Origin of the sequence: Mesorhizobium sp. LNHC221B00, from assembly GCF_000502935.1 — a bacterium.
In the GTDB taxonomy this organism is placed as follows: Bacteria; Pseudomonadota; Alphaproteobacteria; order Rhizobiales; family Rhizobiaceae; genus Mesorhizobium; species Mesorhizobium opportunistum.
Genome location: NZ_AYWR01000026.1, coordinates 21101 through 40387 on the forward strand (window position 1 = coordinate 21101; position 19287 = coordinate 40387).

14 protein-coding genes and 3 pseudogenes are annotated in these 19287 nt (G+C 60.6%); 10 read left to right on the forward strand and 7 right to left on the reverse strand.

All coding sequences use genetic code 11. The annotated features are described in order from the left end of the window. Positions 1-6: 6 nt before the first annotated feature. The gene (gene argE / locus X741_RS141420; protein ID WP_023780028.1) at positions 7-1131 is read right to left on the reverse strand and encodes an acetylornithine deacetylase; all 1125 of its coding nucleotides are present in this window, start codon (positions 1129-1131) and stop codon (positions 7-9) included. Positions 1132-1368: 237 nt separating this feature from the next. Between argE and X741_RS141415 the strand changes: the two genes are divergently transcribed. Together X741_RS141415 and X741_RS141410 are read left to right on the forward strand one after the other, a co-directional pair. Beyond that, the gene (locus X741_RS141415; RefSeq protein ID WP_023780029.1) at positions 1369-2265 is read left to right on the forward strand and encodes a GNAT family N-acetyltransferase; all 897 of its coding nucleotides are present in this window, start codon (positions 1369-1371) and stop codon (positions 2263-2265) included. Between the two features lie 1140 nt (positions 2266-3405). After that, positions 3406-3903, forward strand: coding sequence for a hydrolase (locus X741_RS141410; RefSeq protein ID WP_023780031.1), 498 nt, complete (start codon positions 3406-3408; stop codon positions 3901-3903). A gap of 52 nt (positions 3904-3955) precedes the next feature. Here the strand turns inward: X741_RS141410 and X741_RS141405 are convergent, their stop codons facing one another. Next, positions 3956-7108: a GAF domain-containing protein gene (locus X741_RS141405; protein WP_023780032.1), complete on the reverse strand. Its 3153-nt coding sequence runs from the start codon at positions 7106-7108 to the stop codon at positions 3956-3958. A gap of 276 nt (positions 7109-7384) precedes the next feature. Between X741_RS141405 and X741_RS141400 the strand changes: the two genes are divergently transcribed. Beyond that, positions 7385-7633 carry a hypothetical protein gene (locus tag X741_RS141400; protein WP_023780033.1) on the forward strand — a complete coding sequence of 83 codons (249 nt, stop codon included), beginning with the start codon at positions 7385-7387 and terminating at the stop codon, positions 7631-7633. 138 nt (positions 7634-7771) lie between these two features. Here X741_RS141400 and xth read toward each other — a convergent pair whose 3' ends face one another. Beyond that, positions 7772-8557 carry an exodeoxyribonuclease III gene (gene xth, locus X741_RS141395; RefSeq protein WP_023780035.1) on the reverse strand — a complete coding sequence of 262 codons (786 nt, stop codon included), beginning with the start codon at positions 8555-8557 and terminating at the stop codon, positions 7772-7774. Positions 8558-8748: 191 nt separating this feature from the next. On the opposite strand from xth, the gene X741_RS141390 reads away from it, so the two are divergent. The 3 genes from X741_RS141390 to X741_RS141380 all read left to right on the forward strand — a co-directional run bounded on the left by X741_RS141390 (position 8749) and on the right by X741_RS141380 (position 11033). Next, positions 8749-9786: an alpha/beta hydrolase gene (locus X741_RS141390; RefSeq protein ID WP_023780036.1), complete on the forward strand. Its 1038-nt coding sequence runs from the start codon at positions 8749-8751 to the stop codon at positions 9784-9786. Between the two features lie 40 nt (positions 9787-9826). Then, positions 9827-10354, forward strand: coding sequence for a DUF1003 domain-containing protein (locus tag X741_RS141385; protein ID WP_023780037.1), 528 nt, complete (start codon positions 9827-9829; stop codon positions 10352-10354). 286 nt (positions 10355-10640) lie between these two features. Continuing rightward, the gene (locus X741_RS141380; protein ID WP_023780038.1) at positions 10641-11033 is read left to right on the forward strand and encodes a response regulator; all 393 of its coding nucleotides are present in this window, start codon (positions 10641-10643) and stop codon (positions 11031-11033) included. Between the two features lie 480 nt (positions 11034-11513). Here the strand turns inward: X741_RS141380 and X741_RS05045 are convergent, their stop codons facing one another. The 4 genes from X741_RS05045 to X741_RS141365 form a co-directional block, all read right to left on the reverse strand. Further along, a complete protein-coding gene (locus X741_RS05045; protein ID WP_084018889.1) occupies positions 11514-11690 on the reverse strand; it encodes a hypothetical protein in 177 nt (58 codons plus the stop codon). Between the two features lie 121 nt (positions 11691-11811). Continuing rightward, entirely contained in the window at positions 11812-11988 is a 177-nt protein-coding gene (locus X741_RS1000000170050; protein ID WP_023780040.1) for a hypothetical protein, read from the reverse strand. Between the two features lie 291 nt (positions 11989-12279). Beyond that, positions 12280-12516, reverse strand: a complete 237-nt coding sequence (locus X741_RS141370; protein ID WP_023780041.1) for a hypothetical protein — start codon at positions 12514-12516, stop codon at positions 12280-12282. 19 nt (positions 12517-12535) lie between these two features. Then, positions 12536-13270: a Crp/Fnr family transcriptional regulator gene (locus X741_RS141365; RefSeq protein WP_031250461.1), complete on the reverse strand. Its 735-nt coding sequence runs from the start codon at positions 13268-13270 to the stop codon at positions 12536-12538. Between the two features lie 894 nt (positions 13271-14164). Here X741_RS141365 and X741_RS1000000171190 point away from each other — a divergent pair. The 4 genes and pseudogenes from X741_RS1000000171190 to X741_RS01000000167180 form a co-directional block, all read left to right on the forward strand. Beyond that, a pseudogene (locus X741_RS1000000171190) lies at positions 14165-15157 on the forward strand (CarD family transcriptional regulator); the annotation flags it as partial. A gap of 439 nt (positions 15158-15596) precedes the next feature. Further along, positions 15597-15851, forward strand: a pseudogene (locus tag X741_RS1000000171195) (DEAD/DEAH box helicase); the annotation flags it as partial. A gap of 135 nt (positions 15852-15986) precedes the next feature. Next, positions 15987-17027 carry a TRCF domain-containing protein gene (locus X741_RS1000000171200; RefSeq protein WP_245272784.1) on the forward strand — a complete coding sequence of 347 codons (1041 nt, stop codon included), beginning with the start codon at positions 15987-15989 and terminating at the stop codon, positions 17025-17027. Positions 17028-17246: 219 nt separating this feature from the next. After that, a pseudogene (locus X741_RS01000000167180) lies at positions 17247-19249 on the forward strand (AI-2E family transporter). The last annotated feature ends 38 nt before the right edge of the window (positions 19250-19287 follow it).

Sequence of the window (19287 nt, forward strand, 5' to 3'; positions counted from 1 at the left end):
TTCCTCTCATGCCGCGCAGCGGACGCCCAGAGCCTCGATCACTCGCTGACAGGCGGTGAGTTCGCTGGCAAGGATGTATTCGTTGGGTTTGTGGGCGCGGTCTATGTCGCCGGGTCCACAAATGATCGCATCGAGCCCGGCGGCCTGGTAAAGCCCGGCCTCCGTGCCGTAGCTGACGGCGGCGAGCGGCGCATCGCCGGTCAGTTCGCCCAGCAGTGCCGCAAGCGCCGTATCCTGAGGCAGCGACAGCGCCGGATAAGCGCTCATCGGCCTCCACTCGATACGAAAGCCGTCGGCCGCGAGGGCCTCTGCCCGCGCCTTGACCGGCGCGAGCAGGCTTGCCGGGTCGACACCAGGTATGGCGCGTGCCTCCAGGTCCAAAGTGCAGGCGCCGGGGATGATGTTGACCTGATGTCCGCCTGCCACGACGCCCGCCTGCAGCGAGGAGTAGGGCGGCTCGAAGGCGGCGTCGAATGGACCGTGTGTCAGCCGCTCGGCTTCGCTCACGGCCGCGCTCAGCACATAGGCCATGGCATGGACGGCGTTGAGCCCGAGATCGGGCCTCGAGGAATGCCCCGAGCGCCCGTTGACGATCACGCGGGCGGCCGCCTTACCCTTATGGCCGCGCACGGCGCGCATGCCGCTCGGCTCGCCGACGATGACGCCCAACGGCTTCGCGCACAATTCGGGAAGGCGGGCGATCAAATGCGGCACGCCACGGCATCCGACCTCCTCGTCGTAGGAAAAGGCGAGGTGGATAGGCCCGGCAAGGCGCAGTCCCGTCAGCGCGGGCACGGCCGCGAGTGCCGCGGCAAGAAACCCCTTCATGTCCGTGGTGCCGCGTCCATAGAGCCGTTCCCCCTCCTTGCGCAGTGCGAAAGGGCTCGAACTCCATTGCGGCTCGCTGGCGGGAACGACGTCCATATGGCCGGACAGGATGTAGCCCGGGACATCGGCGGGGCCGATCGTCGCGAAAAGATTGGAACGATCGCCTTCCGGCCCCGGAAGCACGGTGACCTGAACTCGGTGTTCAGCGAGATAGGTCTTGATCCAGCCCGCGATATCGCCGTTCGGCCTGCCGGCGACCGTTGGAAAAGCGACGAGACGATCGAGGATGTCGAAGACGTCCATTCCAGTCCTCAAAACGTTCGGGTTCGCCGGATCGGAGCCGTCGACCATATGCTGCTAGATTTCCAGAGAGAGTGTGTGCATTCTTTCGCGATTGCGTGCCGAAAGCTGAAATGTTTCAGTTGAATCTTGCGTTGCCGCGCGGCTTTCGAGCTAATCGTACCGGTCCGCTCGTTTAGCGTTGGCGGGCAGAGGGTGGCCGTCGTTGTGCCGCGCTCGGTAGGACAATCTTGTAGGGACATGGACTTGAAGCTGTCCGGAAGCTTGAAAATCGACACTTTCTCGATGCGGATCGGCGACATCGAAGGCGTCGAACTGGACCGCTTGCACGCACACTCGCTCGCCGTGGGATGGCCGCATCGCGCTGAGGACTGGCAGTTCCTTCGCGAAATGGGATACGGGTTCGTGGCGCTCGACGAGATCGGCCGCGTTCTCGGCTCGGCCATGTGGTTCGCGCATGGTGCCGATTTCGCCACAGTGGGGATGGTCATCACCTCGCCGCGATTGCAGACGCTGGGGGCGGGGCAATGGCTGATGAAGCGGGTCTTCGAGAAGGTCGCCGGGCGCGATCTGCGCCTGAATGCAACGCGCGCGGCAAGGCGGCTCTATCTCTCGCTGGACTTCCAGCCGGAGAAGACCGTCTATCAATGCCAGGGCATCGCCAGCTTGCAGATGACGGGCAGGCCGGCAAATATTCGAGGCGATGTCCGAAGTTTGGGCGAAAATGACATTGCCGCTGTGATCGCGCTCGACGCGGCCGGGTTCGGCGTGAGGCGGGCGGCTCTCATCGAAAAACTTTTCGTTCACTCGGCCGGCTATGGTCTTTTCAAGGGCCATACGCTGAGCGCTTTCGCGCTCTGCCGGCCGTTCGGGCGGGGCCATGTCGTGGGACCGGTCGTGGCGGTAAGCGACGCCGACGCGTTGGCGGTCGTCCGGCCGCACGTGGCCGACCATTCGGGGTCTTTCCTGCGCATCGACACCCATATGGACAATGGCGAGTTCGCCGCCTTTTTGTCGCACAGCGGAATGCCGGTATTTGACACGGTGGTGACCATGTCGCTGGGCAAACGCATTGCCGCTGTTCCTTACGGCAGCTCGTTGAGGACCTATGCCTTAGCAAGCCAAACCCTCGGGTAGTTGCCTTCTGTCGCGCAACCGTATCGGCTTGGTCGACCCTGGTTTTATCAATTGCTCGCCTAGGGTGGTCCGCATGGTGTTCTATCCCACCTTGGCCCTAGAAAGCGGCCCGTTCGCTCGCGACCCATTTCGGTCATTCACTACCAGGAGTTCCTGGCGACCTGGGGCTGCATTGGCGATATCTCGAAGCTCGTAACCAGTCGTCTTCTTGGTCCTTTGGTTCGCCAGACCATACGAGAGAATTCGAAGGAAACGGCTTGGCCCAAAACGTTTGGGCCGATTATGGGCCCAAAGAGAAAGGTCGGCCGATATGCCATCCGGCGCATGATCGGTTGGTTTGACTTACTTGACGACGCGCAGGGCCGCTCGCTGCTTCATCGCATCGCATTTGGCCTCACGCTCGTTGATAGCGCGGCCGATGTCGACAGCCATTCGCTTTCTTTTCGGCGAATGGATGCCCATAGGCATTCTTCAGTACCGTCCCGCCTTCCGAACGATCGAGCGGCGCCAACGCTTGTGCCAGCTTGTGGACGATGGGGATGAACATCTCGCGCCCGCCGTGACGGTTGCGGTTCTTCTTCCGCCGGAAATAAAAGCCTCGATCACTTCCAGAGAGCCATCGACGTGGACGACAAAGCCCAGCGTTGCAAAGCGGGAAGTGCTGTTCGCAGCGACGACAGGGCCAAAGTGGCCTAGGCAGGCGCCAATGTCGAACATCCCCGCAAGATGATTGTTCCGTCCGACGTGGAGACGCGACCTCCGAAGCATTGAAGAGATCAGGGCTGCACTCCCTTCTACTTGGGACTCCCGTCTGTTGACTGGCGGCAACGAGATTTCCATCGTGCCGCGCCATCACAGCAATGAGCAAGGCACGCGGCGTTGCGCACCTCATCCTGGACGTGGGCATTCTGATAGCGGCATAGCGGTCGAGCTCGGCCTTGGGCCAGCCGGTGCCATCGATCGACGTTATCCAGTCCGACAGAGAGCCCATGCAGCCGGCGGTATCGGCCGCAACAGCCGCCGGGCGGCAACGAACCAACGGCGCCGGGATCGTTGGCGGCCCAAGGCAGCTAAGATCCAGTTGCAGGCGGTCACCGAAACGATCCCTCGCTATCTCGAATCGGGAGTGCTGCGACGACAATGGTCTTCTTTACAAGCGACACGCATTGCAACGATCCCCGCATTCTCAGGATCGATCGCCGGCCGTTCGGATCGCTGGCCGAGCATGATGAAGCGCTGATTGCCCGGTGGAACGAGACCGTCGGCCCCGAGGATGAAGTCTGGCATCTCGGCGACTTCGCGCGCCACGGCAAATCGAACGTCGAAACCCTGCTGGCACACCTAAACGGCCGCAAGAACCTCATGGTCGGCAACAATGATGCTTTCGAGACAACGGCCGCACACGGGTGGCACAGCGTCCAGCACTATAGGGAGCTGATGCAGGAGACCCAGCTTATCGTGTTGTGCCACTATCCGTTCCGGACGTGGAACCGGATGGGCAAGAAGTCGATAAATCTGCACGGACATTCGCACGGCAAATTGAAGCCGCTGACGCGCCAATATGATGTTGGTGTCGACTGCTGGGACTTCCGGCCCGTTTCGCTGCACACCTTGCGCGGCAAGCGCGGGCTCCGGTGACGCGGCTGAAGCGGAGAGGGTTGGTGAGCGAGCACCGGCGGCAGTTGCCCTTTCACTTTCTATCCAGCACCTTCCGGATCTTCTCCGCCAATTCGTCGATAGTATAGGGCTTGGTCAAAAGCTCCGTTCCGAAATCGAGCGTGCCGTTGTGGACAATGGCGTTTCGCGTGTAGCCGGTGGTGTAAAGCACTTTTAGCGACGGGTGTGTCCTCTTGAGCCGGTCCACCAGTTCCCGGCCCGACATCTCCGGCATGACTACGTCAGTGAACAGAAGCGAAGGCACTTGCCCGCTTTCGACGGTTGCCAGAGCGTCCCGTGGCCCTTGCATCTCCAACACGGAATACCCAAGCTCGCGCAGCGCTTCCGCAGCCATCAGCCGGACGCGATCTTCATCCTCGACAACCATGATGATCTCGTCCGCACGTCCGGGGTGCTCGCCCGCCACGGCCTCGGTTTGGCTGTCGAGCACGCCGCCATGCGAACGCGGCAAATAAATTTTCAAAGTGGTTCCGATACCCTTCTCGGAGTAGATTTTTACGCTGCCGCCCGACTGACGAACGAACCCATAGACTTGGCTCAGTCCCAGCCCAGTGCCCTTGCCGACCCCTTTGGTGGTGAAGAACGGATCGAAGGCTCTGGCCAAAACATCGGCAGTCATGCCGATTCCGGTATCCGTAACCGCTATCATCACATACTGGCCGGAAGGGATTGCGTTCTCCCTGGCGTAGCGGTCGTCGACGTGGGCATTGGACGTCTCGATCGTAAGCTTTCCACCGGTGGGCATGGCATCGCGTGCATTGACGCAAAGGTTGAGCAGCGCGCTTTCCAATTGCCCTGCGTCCGCCTCCACATGCCATAATCCAGCGGCGAGCACGGTCTCGATCTGGATGGTCTCGCCAAGCGTCCGGTTCAGCAATTCGCTCATGCCGGAGACAAGGCGATTTGGGTTCAGCCGCTTCGGCGCCAGCGGTTGCTGGCGGGAAAAGGCGAGCAGTCGCTTGGTAAGTTCTGCCGCACGTTGTGCTCCGTCGATCGCGCCGGTCACGAATTGGTGGACGTTGGTGTCGCCGTTTCTGAGCTTGCGCTGCACAAGGTTCAGGCCGCCGATGATGACGGCCAGCATGTTGTTGAAGTCGTGCGCGATGCCACCGGTGAGCTGTCCGACAGCTTCCATCTTCTGAGCCTGGCGCAGGTGCTCTTCCGCCTTGGTGCGTTCGGCGACTTCGTCTATGACGCGTTGTTCGAGCGTGGCGTTGAGTGTCTGCAGCGCCTTGAACAGTCGGGAGTTGTCGATTGCCGTCGCGGCATGGCCCGCAAGCCCCAGCAAGGCCGCCTCTTGCTGTTCGGCGAAGACGCGGGTCTCTGAATGACCAAAGAAGAGACCACCCAGCACCTCGCCAGAACGCGAGACGACCGGCACGGCAAGATAGGAACGCACCGGCAGATGGCCCTCTGGCATGCCCTTGCGGGGCCAGTTCTTTCCGTAACGCGGATCGGCGAGGATATCGTCGGAGCGCACGACGCTTGTACCGCGGAAAGTGGGCTCGAACACCGCGGTGTTGCGCGGCATGGGAAAGTTCTCAAAGGCAGAACGAGGTGCCCCCGACAGGGCGTAGAGCATGTAGCTGTCGCCCTTGTCGTCGATCACATTGTAGAAGAAAGCTCCAAATTGTGCGCCCGACAGCGCTACGCCGGCATCAGTGACTGTCTGGACAATCCGCTCCACGTCAAGCTCGGCCGCAACGGCGGCAGCGGTGGCATTCATCAACTGAAGCTGATGTTCCACCCGCTTTCGTTCGGTGATGTCGATGACGGTGCCGATAAAGCGGACCGCGCGGCCGGATCGGAAAAACGATTCACCGGTTGCGGCAATCCAGCGCTCCTTGCCATCCCGCAAACCGATGGTCCGGTATTCAATGTCGTAGCGCGAAGACGTGTCCCGCGCCAGCGCCCGGCGCACGGCCTCGTCGGCCCGTGCCCGATCTTCTGGATGGAGGCCCACCAAAAAGGCGCTCTCATATGTCACCTCCGCTTCCGGCGGCAGGCCAAAAAGGGCTTTGCACCGGGCGTCCCAACGCAGCACCCCGGTTACGGGATCGTAGTCCCAGGTGCCAATAGCGGCCGCGTCGGTAGCAAGCCTCAGCCGCTCCTCGCTCGCCCGGGCCGCCTGTTCCGAGCGGACGCGCTCGATGTGAGCCCAGGACCGTTCCGTCACCTCGGTCAGCAAGGACAGTTCGCGCTGCGACCAGACGCGGGCCTGCTTGTCGTGGATGGCCATCAACGCAGCCAGCCGGCCCTGTTTGACCAAAGGCATGCAGATGGTTGCCGTTATGCCGATATCCTGAAAGGTCTTTGCTTCCTCTGGGGCAATTTCCTCAAGGTTGTTGTTGATGATAAGCGGCCGATTGGCGCTGAGCTTGCTGACAGCCAGGTGGCCGAAATCGGCAAGACTGTAATGTCCTTTGATGCTGGGCGAGCCGGGTGCGCTCCAGTCGCCGCGGATTGTGAAATGATCCTGGTCCTGCTCCATGTCGGCATAGGCGCAAATCGAGACGCCAAGATGTTCGCCGAGAAGCCGTGTGGTGATCTCCATGACAGCGTCGGCGTCGGCTGCGAGGGCAATCTCTCTGCCGAGGCGGTCCAAAAAGGCGAGGCGCTCGGCGTTCTCTCGCAAGGCCTTCTCGGCGCGAAGTCTCTCTATCGCGGTACGCGTCCGGTCCGCGACTTCCGAAATGAGGGTTACTTCCTCCTTGGCCCAGCGTCGGGGCGCGGAGTGGTTCAGATACAGCAGCGCCACCAAACCGCCATGCTCGGTAATCGGCATGTTGATGAGAGATTGAGCGCTGATGGCTTTTAGGGCGTCCGCATGGTCGCTGGTTCGCGGGTCCGTCTCGGCATTTTCGAAAACAACGGTGTCGCCTCGCTTCAAGTCCTCGATATACGAGCCGTAGTTCCTGAAATTCAGCGTCCCAGCCAGGCTTTTGATGCCCGGCGCGTTCCAATCGTTGTCGATGGTGATCGTCTCATTATCGAGATCGATCGTGCCGTATCCGGCTCGGCTGACGCCAAAATGGTTACCCAGCAGTTCCGCGGCTGCGTAGGCTAGATCGGCAGGATCAGCAATCTCGCGAATGCGATCGCCCAGCGCTGCCAGAAGCTCGAAGCGCTCCAGTTCAGATCGATCATCGCGCGAACTGACCCCCATATCGCCCCCGTTTTGCCCGGACTGGATAATGCGGTCGACGGCCAAGAGTTCCGTTACAGTATGGAACGCTCCCGACTGACGGGTCGACAGTACACGCGATACGAGCCGATATCGCTTTGCAGATTGCGATCTTGCGTGCACGGACCGTTGTGCCGGTACATCATAGGTTAATGACACGCGGTGCGGCGCGCCGCATAAACGTCGGATCAGCGGGCATGCAACGAGCTCCGCTGCTTGGGAGCGACCATCGTACTCTTGCTCGTTTGGAGACGCTTGATGCTTGACCGACCTATTCGCACGAACACGGAAGCTCTCTCACCGAATGATCTGGACACCCTTCGCGCGGTTTTCGACGCGATGTGCCAGGAATTTGCAATTCTGCCGGACAGCGCGGCGGCCCATTCCATCGCAAGAGAGCTGGTCAGGCTTTTCCAGACAGGGATGACGGAAGCGGCCATGCTGACAATTGCCGTGCGCGCACGTTGGCAAGGGGATTGGAAAATGGAAGGCAGCAGCGCTGCCTGACGTTTGAGGGTCGGTCGTCCACAATCCGTCGCCGTCCTGGCTTTCCAGGATCTGATCGCCGCTTCCCAGAATCCGGAGCAGCCCAAGGAAACGCAAGAACCTGGCGTCATGCGCTCGGGCTGAAGTTCGATTTTCGCTTTAGCCGGGCCAGTCCAGCTCGATCCAGGCTGGCGCGTGATCGCTCGGCTTCTCCCATCCCCGCACCGCAAAATCCACGCCCGCGCCACTCAGCCTGTTCATGAGCGAGGGGCTTACGAGAAGATGGTCCATCCTAAGACCGGAGCTGCGATCGTAACCGCCCCGGTAGGAGAAATTCCAATAGGTATAGACGCCCCTTTCGGGATGGATCAGCCTGACTGCGTCGATCCAACCCTCAGCCAGCATGTCGGCGTAAGCTTGCCGGCTCTCTGGAAAGTAGACGGCGTCGCCGAGCCATCTTGCCGGGACTGCGGCATCGATCGGCGTCGGCACTACATTATAGTCGCCGCAGAGCACGCTGGCAGGGGTGTCCCTGAGCAGGAGCCGTGCGTAGTCGATCAAACGCTCGAACCAGCGGAGTTTGTAGTCGAACTTCGGACCAGGCGCTGGATTGCCATTGGGCAAGTAGAGACAGCCGATGACAAGGCCGTCGATCTCCGCCTCGATGTACCGGCTGTGCGTGTCATCGAGGTCACCCGGCAACCCGCGGCGACGCTCATGCGGCAGCTTGCCTCGAGCGAGAATAGCTACGCCATTGTATGACCTCTGCCCATGCCATATCGCTCCGAAGCCGGCGTTCCTGATGGCTTGGGCTGGAAACTTCTCGTCCGATGTCTTTAATTCCTGAAGACACACGATGTCGCAATGCGTCTCGCCCAGCCATTTGAGCAGCACCGGCAATCGTCCGTTGACGCCATTCACATTGAAGGTCGCGACCCGGATCATCTGACGCCCCGGATCACGCTTTGAGGTGCCCATTCAATGTTGCTCTCCGCTTGTCGAGTTCATCTTGCCGATCAGCATCAACCACCAACCGCCAAGAAGGTTTCGCCGGTTGACGCGTCGTCCTTGTCTGACGGAACAAGCTGTGACCCCGAAGGTTGGGCTCACACACACATCTTCCAACAGGCACGAGCATGGCGTTCGACAGAGATGGATCGAAACTCGCGGCCGGGCTGCTCGTGGCCATATTGGCGGCATTGGCGGGATACAACGCCGTCCGCGCCAAACGTGCGATTGCCAGCCGGGCATATGGACGGGTGATGGAGATCGAGGATCTGCGCCTGCATTTTATCGAAGCTGGAACCGGCATGCCGCTGCTTCTCCTGCATGGCAACGGGTCCATGGCGGACGATTTCAGGTCGAGCGGCATCTTCGATGAGCTGGCAAAGACCTACCGGGTTCTCGCATTTGACCGCCCCGGCTTCGGGCGGACCCCACGGCCGCGCGGCCGGCGCTGGTCCGCTCGCGACCAAGCCGACCTGATACATGCCGCAGTCGGCCGGCTGGGCATCGAGAAATATCTCGTGCTCGGACATTCCTGGGGAGCTTGGATCGCCCTCGAGTTGGCGCGAAGGCATTCTCCATCGGTGGCCGGCATTGTGCTGGTCTCCGGCTATTACTATCCGCCACCGCGGCTGGATCTTGCACTGGCCGCGCGGCCGGCCTTGCCCGTGATCGGCACGGCGTTTCGCCACACCGTGCTGCCGCTGTTTGTGAGGCTCGCCTGGCCTTGGGCAATGGAGAAGATCTTTCAACCCGCCGCGATCGCCAGCGACTTCGCCGCATTCGCCAAGGATGTCGCCAGCCGCCCCTCGCAACTGCGCGCGGTTTGTTCGGAGTCGGCATTGATGCTAGCCGCGGCCCTGTCGAGGAAGGCCAGCTATAAGGACATTGCCGTGCCGACCGGGATCCTGGCGGGAGCCGAAGACCGGTTGTTCGACGCGGAAGGGGATGCACGACGCCTGCATGCCGAAATCGGGGGGTCTTTCCTCGAGGTGATCCCCGGCACGGGCCATATGGTTCATCAGAGCGCACCGCGGGCAGTGGTCGGCATCGTGCACGCGATTGCGGGATCGCACGCCTTGTCCCAAGGATCCCGTCGGCCGCGACTTAAGCCGCGTGCCGGCAAGGCGGGTTCGGCCTCGCAGAGGTTCCAGGCGGGCGACAAGTGACGCCGCTTGCACGAAATCGTTGTTCAAACGGGGCTCCCAAATGAGCGACCAACGTCCGACCGACATGCAGTCGGTGCTCCACCAGAACATCCAGGCCCTGGTCGAGCACAGGCGGAAAGAGGAGGAGCACCAAGGCGTTCAGGTGCGGATTGCCGGCGCTGTTTCGCGCTTCGCGGGAAGCATGGCTTTCGTCTATCTGCATCTCGCAATCCTTGTCGCCTGGATCCTCGCGAACCTTGGCGCGATACCGGCCATCCCAGCTTGGGACCCGACTTTTGTGATCTTGGCCATGATGGCCTCGGTCGAGGCAATCTTCCTGTCAACTTTCGTGCTGATCAACCAGAACAGAATGGCCGAAACCAGCGAACGCCGAGCGGAACTTGATTTGCAGATCAGCCTTCTCAACGAACATGAAACCACGCGGCTGATCGAGATGGTGGCTGCCTTGACAGCGCGTCTGAACGTGTCGACACCGGCTGACAAAGAGCTGCCGCAACTGGCCGAGAATGTCGATCCCCGAAAGGTGATGACGCAGATCCAGCAAGCATCTGGAGATCAGGAAGCTTGATCAAAGGCATCATCGCAAGCCTCGGCCGCGGACCGACCCACAAGGGCTTACAGCGAAGGAACCTCGCGCGGTTCAAGAGTTCGCTACAGGCCTGTAATTAGCCCGTTATCTGGGCCTCGAGGCTGTCGAAGCAGCTTATTCCGGTCGCCGTTCTCCAAGTCGGCTTCATGACGTCACGCAATCGCGGCAGCGCGGAGTTCAAATGCAACCAACCGGCCGGAGCGTGTCGGATGGAACCACTTTGATGCCGAAATCGTAGTAGCGGTGGCGACTTGGGAAATCCCGGATGAGCGAAGGTGCTGTTCTGATCGTCGAAGATGAGACCATGATCCTGCTCGACCTAGAGTCAGCCTTGGAGGAGGCCGGTTTCCAGGTCGTTGGCACTCGGAATGCCACCGAGGCGCTGGCGGCTTTCGATCCCGATCCAACCAAGTTCAGGGCCGCCCTCACGGACATCCGTTTGGGACCGGGACAATCGGGGTGGGAGGTCGCTCGGCATTTGCGAAGATCCAATTCGACCATCCCGGTTGTCTATATCAGTGGCGATAGCGCGGAACACTGGGGATCGGAAGGTGTGCCCAACAGCATAATGATCACCAAACCCTTCTTTCTGCCGCAGATCATAACAGCCGTTTCCCAACTCTTAAACGCGCAGCAAGGTCCAGAAGCTCACGTCTAGGCATCGGACCTCGGCTCGGACTGTTGACTGGATCACATGCCGCAACTCGAAGTCTTGAATCCCTTATCCCGCGTCATGTTCCTGGGCGCAAATCCCAAACATCAGCAGGCTCCTGGCCGCCCGAGCCTTTGTCACCCCGCGAAAACCCGACGGAACATTCTTTCCTGTCCAGCGTTAGCGCAGGCTGGACAATCCTTGTGCACAATTGTCCGGCGTCGGTGATTGGAACCCCACTGCTTCAGATGCCTCGGCTCCCTCGCGAGGCGGGCGGCGCGGAGTTGAGATTCAATGCATAGAGACGCATTCACCCCGTCAGAGCTTGCCATACTGAGCCGCGTCCTGGCACGCAGCAATATCAAAAACGAGACTGAAACCGAGAGAGAACAGCGGGCATCGCGCATCCTTGCTTACTACCAAGCGGGGATAACCGACGAGACCGAACTCGAACAGCTTTCCCGACAACCGCTGGGAAGGTAACGGCTAGTCTTCCTTCTTCAGGGCTTCCGCCTGGTCCTTGAGTTTCGGCCAATCGGCGCCATGTCGGGGCAGTAGCGTGCGTGCCTGTTTCGGGTCAACGTCGGTGACCTCGACCAGATGTTCGACCTCAAGCTCCTGTCCTTTCGCCACCCGGCTCGCTTTGTCTGCTTTTCGTTTCATTGCCGTGTCCATCGTCAGACAACATGAACCAGCTTGTGGGATTGCGGTTCCAAGGGCTTCAAAGAAAATTGGCCCCCCAACAATCAACCGTCTCGGGAGCCCTCCTGGAAGCAGGGCGCTCTCACTGCTCGAGCTTTCGGTCGAGCTCGTCAAGCAATGACCGATGCTCTCTGGGTATGTCCGCGTCGGTTGGCAGATCCAGCAACTGGCGCAACTGGCGGCGACTGGCCTCCGATGAAATCCACTGACGTATGAGACGGGCCATGGCCTTCTGTTGTGCCTTGCCGATTTCTTCCATGTTGAGAACCCGAGCTTGTCCGTGGGTCGAACTCGGCGGCTCCTTGATGGTTCCCGGTCTTGCATCACAAACCGCGGCGGGTGAAGAAACCTGCGTGTCACGCCGCAGGTTCAGACGGTCATGTGATTGGCCGCCCGATGGTCGACCGGCAGGAATACTGCCTGGAGGCGGGGCGGATCACACTTCCCGTATCGATGATAGCCGATGCCGTATTCCTGGGGCGGATATGGCTCGCAGCGAATGTATGCAGTCCCAATCCGGCCGGTCTGACGCGAATGGGAGCGTCCAAACCTATTTCATCAATTTGACCTGAAGTGAGAGGCTCAGCCGCAAAATCTTATCGCCATTCTCATTGCGCACTTCGACAAACAATTGCTCCCCGTCGACGCTCTTCAGGGACTCTCTCGTGAGGTCGATAAGGCCCTCGAATCCCGCGCGGCGCACCTCATCGAGGCCAGCACATTCGACACCTATCTCATCCTCGAAAAACAAATCACGATCGCCGCTATCGAAGTAAAATCGTGCCATCGGAGAGCTTCCGTCACCACTAATCCGCGGGGTTCCTTTGATGCAGGTAGGTCGTGTCGAAATCTCCTGCATGAGTGAGGCCAGCCCAGTCCAGTGCATGCACTTGTGACCCCGAGGTGGCAATGAGGCCTCTCCGTCGTAGTTCCTGAAGCATGCGATTGACGTGGACCGTAGACAAGCCCAGTGCATCGCCGAGGGCTGCCTGTGTGATGGGAATATCCGCCACGTGATCCTGGATGCGTCCGACGGAGCGCAAGCGAAAAATAAGTTCGCACAGAATGTGAGCCATGCGGGTGTAAGCCTCGCGCCTTCCCACATTGGTGACCCACTCCCTGTAAATCGCGGCGTCGATCAATGTCGATCGCCAAAAAGCGGCGGCGATACGGGGATGTTGGTCGCAGACGGAGCGTAGAGTGTCGTGCCGCATGAAGCCTATTCGGGCCGGCGTAAGAGTTGAGAAGTTACAATCCATGATCGACAGATGCAGCCCGTGCAGATCAGGAATGTCGCCGGCCACAAAGAAGGATGTGATCTGTCGCTTTCCTTCGCCTGTATGTTTGGTCGAACCGACCAAACCATCCAGCACGACAAACGAGTAAACAGGATGGTCGCCCTCACGCACCAGGTCGTGGTTGGCCAAATAATCCTTCTCTTGGATCGGAATGCTTCTTAGGACGCCGATATCAGCCTCCCGAATATCCGAGATGGTCTGAAGTTTGCGAACGAGCACATCCGAGGATGAGGTGGGAGACAAACTGACTACCTAGCTGATGTTGGTGATCGAACTATTATTCGCGCCAAAAGTTCCGGTGGCCAGTTTCCGGACCGATTGCATCGCGCGATGAGGTACGGCGAGGCGGCGGAGGCGGCACCGCTCGGCGTGGTTCACGCGTGGAGCATCCTGCCGACGTCGAGCGCGATTGAAGATTCCGGAAATGATCGAACCACCAACTTTTCAGGGCAGCCATAGAGGGACCCGGACAGCAGTGCATTAACCTATGACATAGGCTCGGTCCCAAATTGTCCCGCTGGTGAGCAGCTTCGGGAACTCGCCATGGTGGTTCGGCTTTGACCTTGCCACTCGTCTCTCATGGCAATCCCGCACCGCGGCCCGGTCCTAGGACACTTTTAATGCGTGCCACGGAACAGGGTGGCTCCGCTGGCGTTCTCCTGCGGGCAAGGTGAGATTTCAGTGAACAGGCATGTTTCGCGGACGGATGTCGGACAAATCGGTCACACGGATGATAACTGCTTCGCGACAGAGCGCGTCGTCCCGCCATCTTCGGCAATGGCGGCAGCGCTGGCCGGCGGGCTTGAGGCCAGTCCCGACAAGCACATCGTCCATATAGCTGCCTCGGAACACATCGCCGAGGAGATCGCCGGGGCTTTGCATCAGTTCCTCCCCCGCGCGGACATCATCTTCCTGCCGTCCTGGGATTGCTTGCCTTACGACAGGGTGTGGCCGACACGCGCCAATATGGGGCGGAGACTTTGCGCGTTGCGTGAGATCGCAACAGAGCCCGATCGCCCGCGCATCGCTGTAATGTCGATCGAAGCCAGCCTGCAACGGGTGCCGCCTGCTCCGGTCATTGCTGGCGGTTTCACGGTTCTGGAGGTGGGACAAAAGTTCGACCGGGACGGTTTCAGAATGAGATCCGAAGCAATTGGCTATGTTGTCGACGAAAGGGTTGATGAACCGGGTGAGATCGCTTTTCGGGGCGATGTGGTGGATATCTTTCCCGCTGGCGCGGATGGCCCCGTTCGCATCGTCGTCGGCCCGGACAGCTGCATTCGCGAACTCAAGACCTATGATCCAGTCAGTCAGCTCAGCGAACGGACGTGTCACTCGATTACCGTCGGACCGGCATCCGAGCTCATCTTTGAAGCCGGGGACCACCCCGCGTTGGCAGCCATGCGCACGACCTCGATGGAAGAACGCATAGTCGCCTTGTACGGCGATATGCCGTCTGTTTTCGATGCGGCGTCGAGCGCCTCGATCTCCTTTCTTGAAGAGGCCGACGGTCAGCCGCTCGGCAGGGTTCTGGCTCTGGTCGAGGATGCACGCCGTGCCAGACAGGTAGCTGCCGGACGGAAAGAACCTTTGCCTGAACATTTCTACCTGTCGCGAGACGAGTGGGATGCTGCTGTGCGTAGCCGCTGTTCCACAAGACTTTCCGTTTCTGCTGCCCCAGTTCCCAAATTCTTTCGCCGGGCCCGACCAGGGCATGAATTCGCGGAATTCGTCAAAAGGCAGACGAGCACCGGGGCCAGTGTGGTGTTCACCGGCGATGCCTCCGAGTTGCAGCGAGCAGATCGGCTGCTCGATCGGAAGCTAGGTCGACGGGCCGAGAAAGCCGCCGACTTGCCGCAGATCCTTTCGGCCGCGAGGGGCTCTCTTCTCAAGGCTGAATTCGTTCTCGACGAAGGGTTTGTCGACGCGCAATCCGATATAGCGGTGGTGACCGCGGCCGACCTGTTTGGTCCCGCTTTGAAGGCGAATGGGAGCGCGGCCGCAGGCATGCCCGAACCCGAGCTGCGCATCGGCGACGTCGTCGTCCACGAAGATCACGGCCTGGGCTTGCTCATGGCCGTCGAACAGGTCGACGTGGCCGGCCAAAGACAGGATGTCGTCAGGTTGGAATATGATGGCGGGGCTTCCTTGCTGGTTCCGGTCGATGAGTTTGAGCGAATATGGCGCTACGGCTCGGAACCGGAGGCAGTGTCGCTCGATCGCCTCAACGGCGAGGGCTGGCCCAAGCGACGCGAAGCTGCGTTGCGCGAGATCGATAGGCTGGCCAAGCGCCTGGTAGGCCTCGCAAAGGTCAGGTCCAGCCAGTCTGCCGAGATCATGAAGCCCTCCCGCGCGGACTTGGCCCGTTTTGCGGCGAAATTCCCCTACACCGAGACTCCCGACCAGGCTGTCGCCATCCGCGCTGTGCTCGACGATCTTGCGTCGGGAAGAACAATGAACCGGCTCGTCTGCGGCGACGTCGGTTTCGGCAAGACGGAAGTTGCCCTGCGTGCTTGCGCGGCAGCCGCTCTCTGCGGAAAACAGGTTGCGGTCGCGGCGCCGACAACTNGTGTTGGCGCGCCAGCATCACGAGACGTTCAGCCGCCGCTTTGCGGGAACGGGGCTCAAGGTCGTTCACCTTTCAAGAATGGTCGGGGCGGCCGAGGCAAGAGCGGCAAAAGAGGGCCTGCGGAGCGGCCATGTTGCGATCGTTGTGGGCACCCAAGCCTTGGCGTCCGAGAGCGTCACCTTCGCCGATCTCGGACTGATGGTGATCGACGAGGAGCACCGTTTCGGTGTCAAGATGAAGCAGGCCCTGCGGAACAGGGCGCCCTGCCTTCATACGCTGAGCATGAGCGCCACGCCGATACCCCGGACGCTGCAATCGGCGTTGTCGGGTATCCAGGATGTCAGCGTCCTAAACTCTCCGCCCGCCAAACGGCGCCCCGTCCGCACGATCTTGGCGGCGTTCGATCCGGCATCGGTGCGCGCGGCCCTTTTGCGTGAATTTCAAAGGGGCGGACAGAGCTTCTTCGTGGTCCCGCGCATCGAGGAGATTGCCAGGGTCCGCGACCAGCTAAACAGACTGGCGCCGGAACTCGAGGTCAAGACGGCGCATGGCGAAATGAAAGGGAGACAGCTGGACGAAATCATGGTCGGTTTCGCCAACGGCGATGGCGACATCTTGTTGAGCACCGACATCATCGAAAGCGGGCTCGATGTTCCACGGGCTAACACAATCATCGTGTGGCGAGCGGATCGGTTCGGTCTGGCACAGTTACACCAGCTTCGCGGCCGGGTCGGTAGAGGAGCGGTGCAGGCCATTGCGTTTCTTCTGACCGAGCCTGGCGTTGAACTGGCCGACAGCACCAGGGCCCGACTTTCGACGATGCTTGCGCTCGATCGGCTTGGCTCCGGCCTGGCGATCAGTCAGAGGGACCTTGACCTGCGCGGGGCCGGAGATCTCTTCGGCGAAGATCAGGCTGGACATATGAAGCTGATCGGTGCGGGCCTCTATGCGCATCTGCTGGAGCGGGCGGTTTCGGCGGCTGGAAGAAGACCCGGCCCTGACAGGCAACTTGCCGACATCGCTGGCCTGGAAAAAGGGGCTTTTCCCGAGACCTATGTCAACGAGCCGACGGTGCGTGTTGGCCTCTATGCGCGGCTCTCTCGTATGCGTTCGGAGTCGGACCTCGACGCGTTCAGCGAAGAGCTCGAGGACCGCTTTGGAGACATGCCCGGCGAAGTAGCCGTTTTGCTGGAGCTTACCAGGTTGCGAATAGCAGCGTCGGAACTGGGTATGGCCAAAGTCGATGTGGGTCCTGAAGCCATCGCGATTACCCTGCGCAACAAGCCGGTGGCCGCCCAATGGCGCAATAGCAAGGGATTGGAATATCGAAACGGTCGCTTGATTTTCAGGCCGACCCTGTCCCGCGTGTCAGACACCGCAGCAGTTCGCATGGCACTTGACGCCATGCGCGCCGCCAGTCGAGTGACATGATTGATTGAATCTGCAGCGACTGTCGAGCGCGCAATATCACCCCCGCAACTGTTGCGGCGTGCGTGGGAATTCGGCCCGATCCAAGGCGCCTCGCGACGGCGCCGCGCATGGAGGATTCGCTCGGATTACCGGCTCCAGCGGGACTCCCCTCGAGCTTGCAGCACAAGTTGCGCTCCGCCTGAATATGTCTGATCATGCGAAGTTGGGCAGGAGAATTGGATGGCGACAAGTCGGCTAAACGGCGCGCAACCCTCTGTTCCTCTGTTGAGGGACATCAACACAGGGATCACGGCACACCCGCGCACTGCTTTGCCCACGGTGGCGACTGTCGTGACAGTCGTTGCCGCCTTGTATTTCGGTCGCGACGTGTTCCTTCCCATCGCCATCGCGCTTCTGCTGACCTTCGCGCTTGCGCCGGTGGTTTCCGCGCTCAGACGGATCGGCATTCCCCGCCTTGCGGCCGTCATCTCCAGCGTGCTTGGCACCTTCTCGGCGCTCGCCCTGTTCTCCTTCGTCGTCGTTACGCAAGTCGGCGAGCTGGCACAGAATGTTTCGCTTTATCAGGCGAATATCCTGACCAAGGTCAGGTCCCTTAAAGAAACTGGCGTCGGCGGCGGCATCATCGCCAGGTTGACCGGGGTGATCGAGCGCGTCGGCCAGGAGATCAACAAACAGGAGCCCTCGCAGCCAGCAGCCAGCCAGCCTCAACGCGAACCGGTACCCGTTGAGATCGTATCGCGCGAAAGGCCGCTCGAAATCCTGCAAAAACTGATCGCCCCGCTTATCAGTCCGCTGGCGTCGGCGGGGCTCATAATCGTCGTCGTTATTTTCATGCTGCTCGAGCGCGAGGATCTTCGCGATCGGTTCATAAGGTTGGTCGGCTACGGCGACCTTCACAGAACCACCGAAGCGCTACAGGACGCCGGCAAGCGGCTCGGCCGCTATCTGCTCATGCAACTGGTCGTGAACATCTTGTATGNATCTTGTATGCCGTTCCCATCTCGATCGGGTTATGGGTCCTTGGGATCCCCAATGCACTGCTGTGGGGGTTGCTGGCGTTAGCGCTGCGCTTCGTTCCCTATATTGGTCCTATCATCGGTGCACTGCTGCCCTTGTTCCTTGCTCTGGCCGTGGCTCCCGGCTGGTCGCTCGTACTATGGACAGCCGCGCTGTTCGTGATCATGGAAATAATAACTGGCAACGTAGTCGAACCTTGGCTCTACGGATCCCGTACAGGGCTCTCTCCCTTGGCCGTCATCGTAGCCGCGATTTTCTGGACGTGGCTGTGGGGACCTCTTGGCCTGGTTTTGTCTACTCCGCTCACAGTCTGTCTCGTTGTGCTGGGCAGGCATGTGGCCCAGTTCGAGTTCCTCGACGTTCTGTTTGGCAACGAACCGGTGCTCGAGCCACATGCCCGGCTGTATCAGCGTCTGCTGGCCGGCGATCCAGACGAAGCCACGGACCACGCCGAGGAAATTCTAGAGGAACAATATCTGTTCGAGTTCTACGGCAAGGTCGCGGTTCCCGCCCTGCTGCTCGGAGAACAAGACCGCGTCAGGGGCGTGATGGATGATCACCAACTGCGGCAGCTGGCTGCCAGCGCCCAGATATTGGTGGCGAATCTTGACGACAGCGCTCAGGAGGAAGCGGAGGAGGACGATCTCGCCGCCGGTGATGCGTCTGGTTCGGACAAGGAGAAGGCGATCGATGCGGAAGTGGGACAGGACATCGATCTCCCGGACGGCACCGGCCTGGCCGTAGTTTGTGCCGGCGGACGCGGCGAACTCGACGACGCGGCGGCGGCGATGCTTGGGCAGGTGTTGCTGACCCAAGGCGCGGTCACGTCAAAGGCCAGTTTTGCAGAGCTGCTTCCGGCTAGCATTCGCCGGCTGCAGCTGGATGGGCTGAACACTGTCGTGATCGGGTTCTTGAACCGCAACTCCGTCAAACATGCGCGGTTTATGGTGCGGCGCATAAAACGCATCAATCCAGCGATACGGGTGGGCGTTGTGTTCTGGGGAGGAAACGGCGAGGACCATGGAGAGACGACCGGTAAATTAGCCAACGCCATCAATGCGGACTTCGTCGCGCTCGACATGGTGAGCGCGGTGACGGGGGCGCTATCGAGGGATCTGCCGGTTGCGCTGAGCACCGTTGCCAAGCGGCGCGTTCGCCGCAAGTCACCGGCGCGCAGGAAAGAGACCCTTGTGTCGGCCAAATGAGCTGGAAGAGAGCGCTCGTTTGGCCTGTTGAATTCCGG

Excerpts from the sequence above, each read along its gene's own strand:
- X741_RS141390 (WP_023780036.1), top strand. The coding sequence starts at position 8,749 with ATGGCGTTCGACAGAGATGGATCGAAACTCGCGGCCGGGCTGCTCGTG.
- X741_RS1000000170050 (WP_023780040.1), bottom strand. The coding sequence starts at position 11,988 with ATGGAAGAAATCGGCAAGGCACAACAGAAGGCCATGGCCCGTCTCATA.
- X741_RS141415 (WP_023780029.1), top strand. The coding sequence starts at position 1,369 with ATGGACTTGAAGCTGTCCGGAAGCTTGAAAATCGACACTTTCTCGATG.
- xth (WP_023780035.1), bottom strand. The coding sequence starts at position 8,557 with ATGATCCGGGTCGCGACCTTCAATGTGAATGGCGTCAACGGACGATTG.
- argE (WP_023780028.1), bottom strand. The coding sequence starts at position 1,131 with ATGGACGTCTTCGACATCCTCGATCGTCTCGTCGCTTTTCCAACGGTC.
- X741_RS141370 (WP_023780041.1), bottom strand. The coding sequence starts at position 12,516 with ATGGCACGATTTTACTTCGATAGCGGCGATCGTGATTTGTTTTTCGAG.
- X741_RS05045 (WP_084018889.1), bottom strand. The coding sequence starts at position 11,690 with ATGAAACGAAAAGCAGACAAAGCGAGCCGGGTGGCGAAAGGACAGGAG.
- X741_RS141405 (WP_023780032.1), bottom strand. The coding sequence starts at position 7,108 with ATGGGGGTCAGTTCGCGCGATGATCGATCTGAACTGGAGCGCTTCGAG.
- X741_RS141385 (WP_023780037.1), top strand. The coding sequence starts at position 9,827 with ATGAGCGACCAACGTCCGACCGACATGCAGTCGGTGCTCCACCAGAAC.
- X741_RS141400 (WP_023780033.1), top strand. The coding sequence starts at position 7,385 with ATGCTTGACCGACCTATTCGCACGAACACGGAAGCTCTCTCACCGAAT.
- X741_RS141380 (WP_023780038.1), top strand. The coding sequence starts at position 10,641 with ATGAGCGAAGGTGCTGTTCTGATCGTCGAAGATGAGACCATGATCCTG.
- X741_RS141410 (WP_023780031.1), top strand. The coding sequence starts at position 3,406 with ATGGTCTTCTTTACAAGCGACACGCATTGCAACGATCCCCGCATTCTC.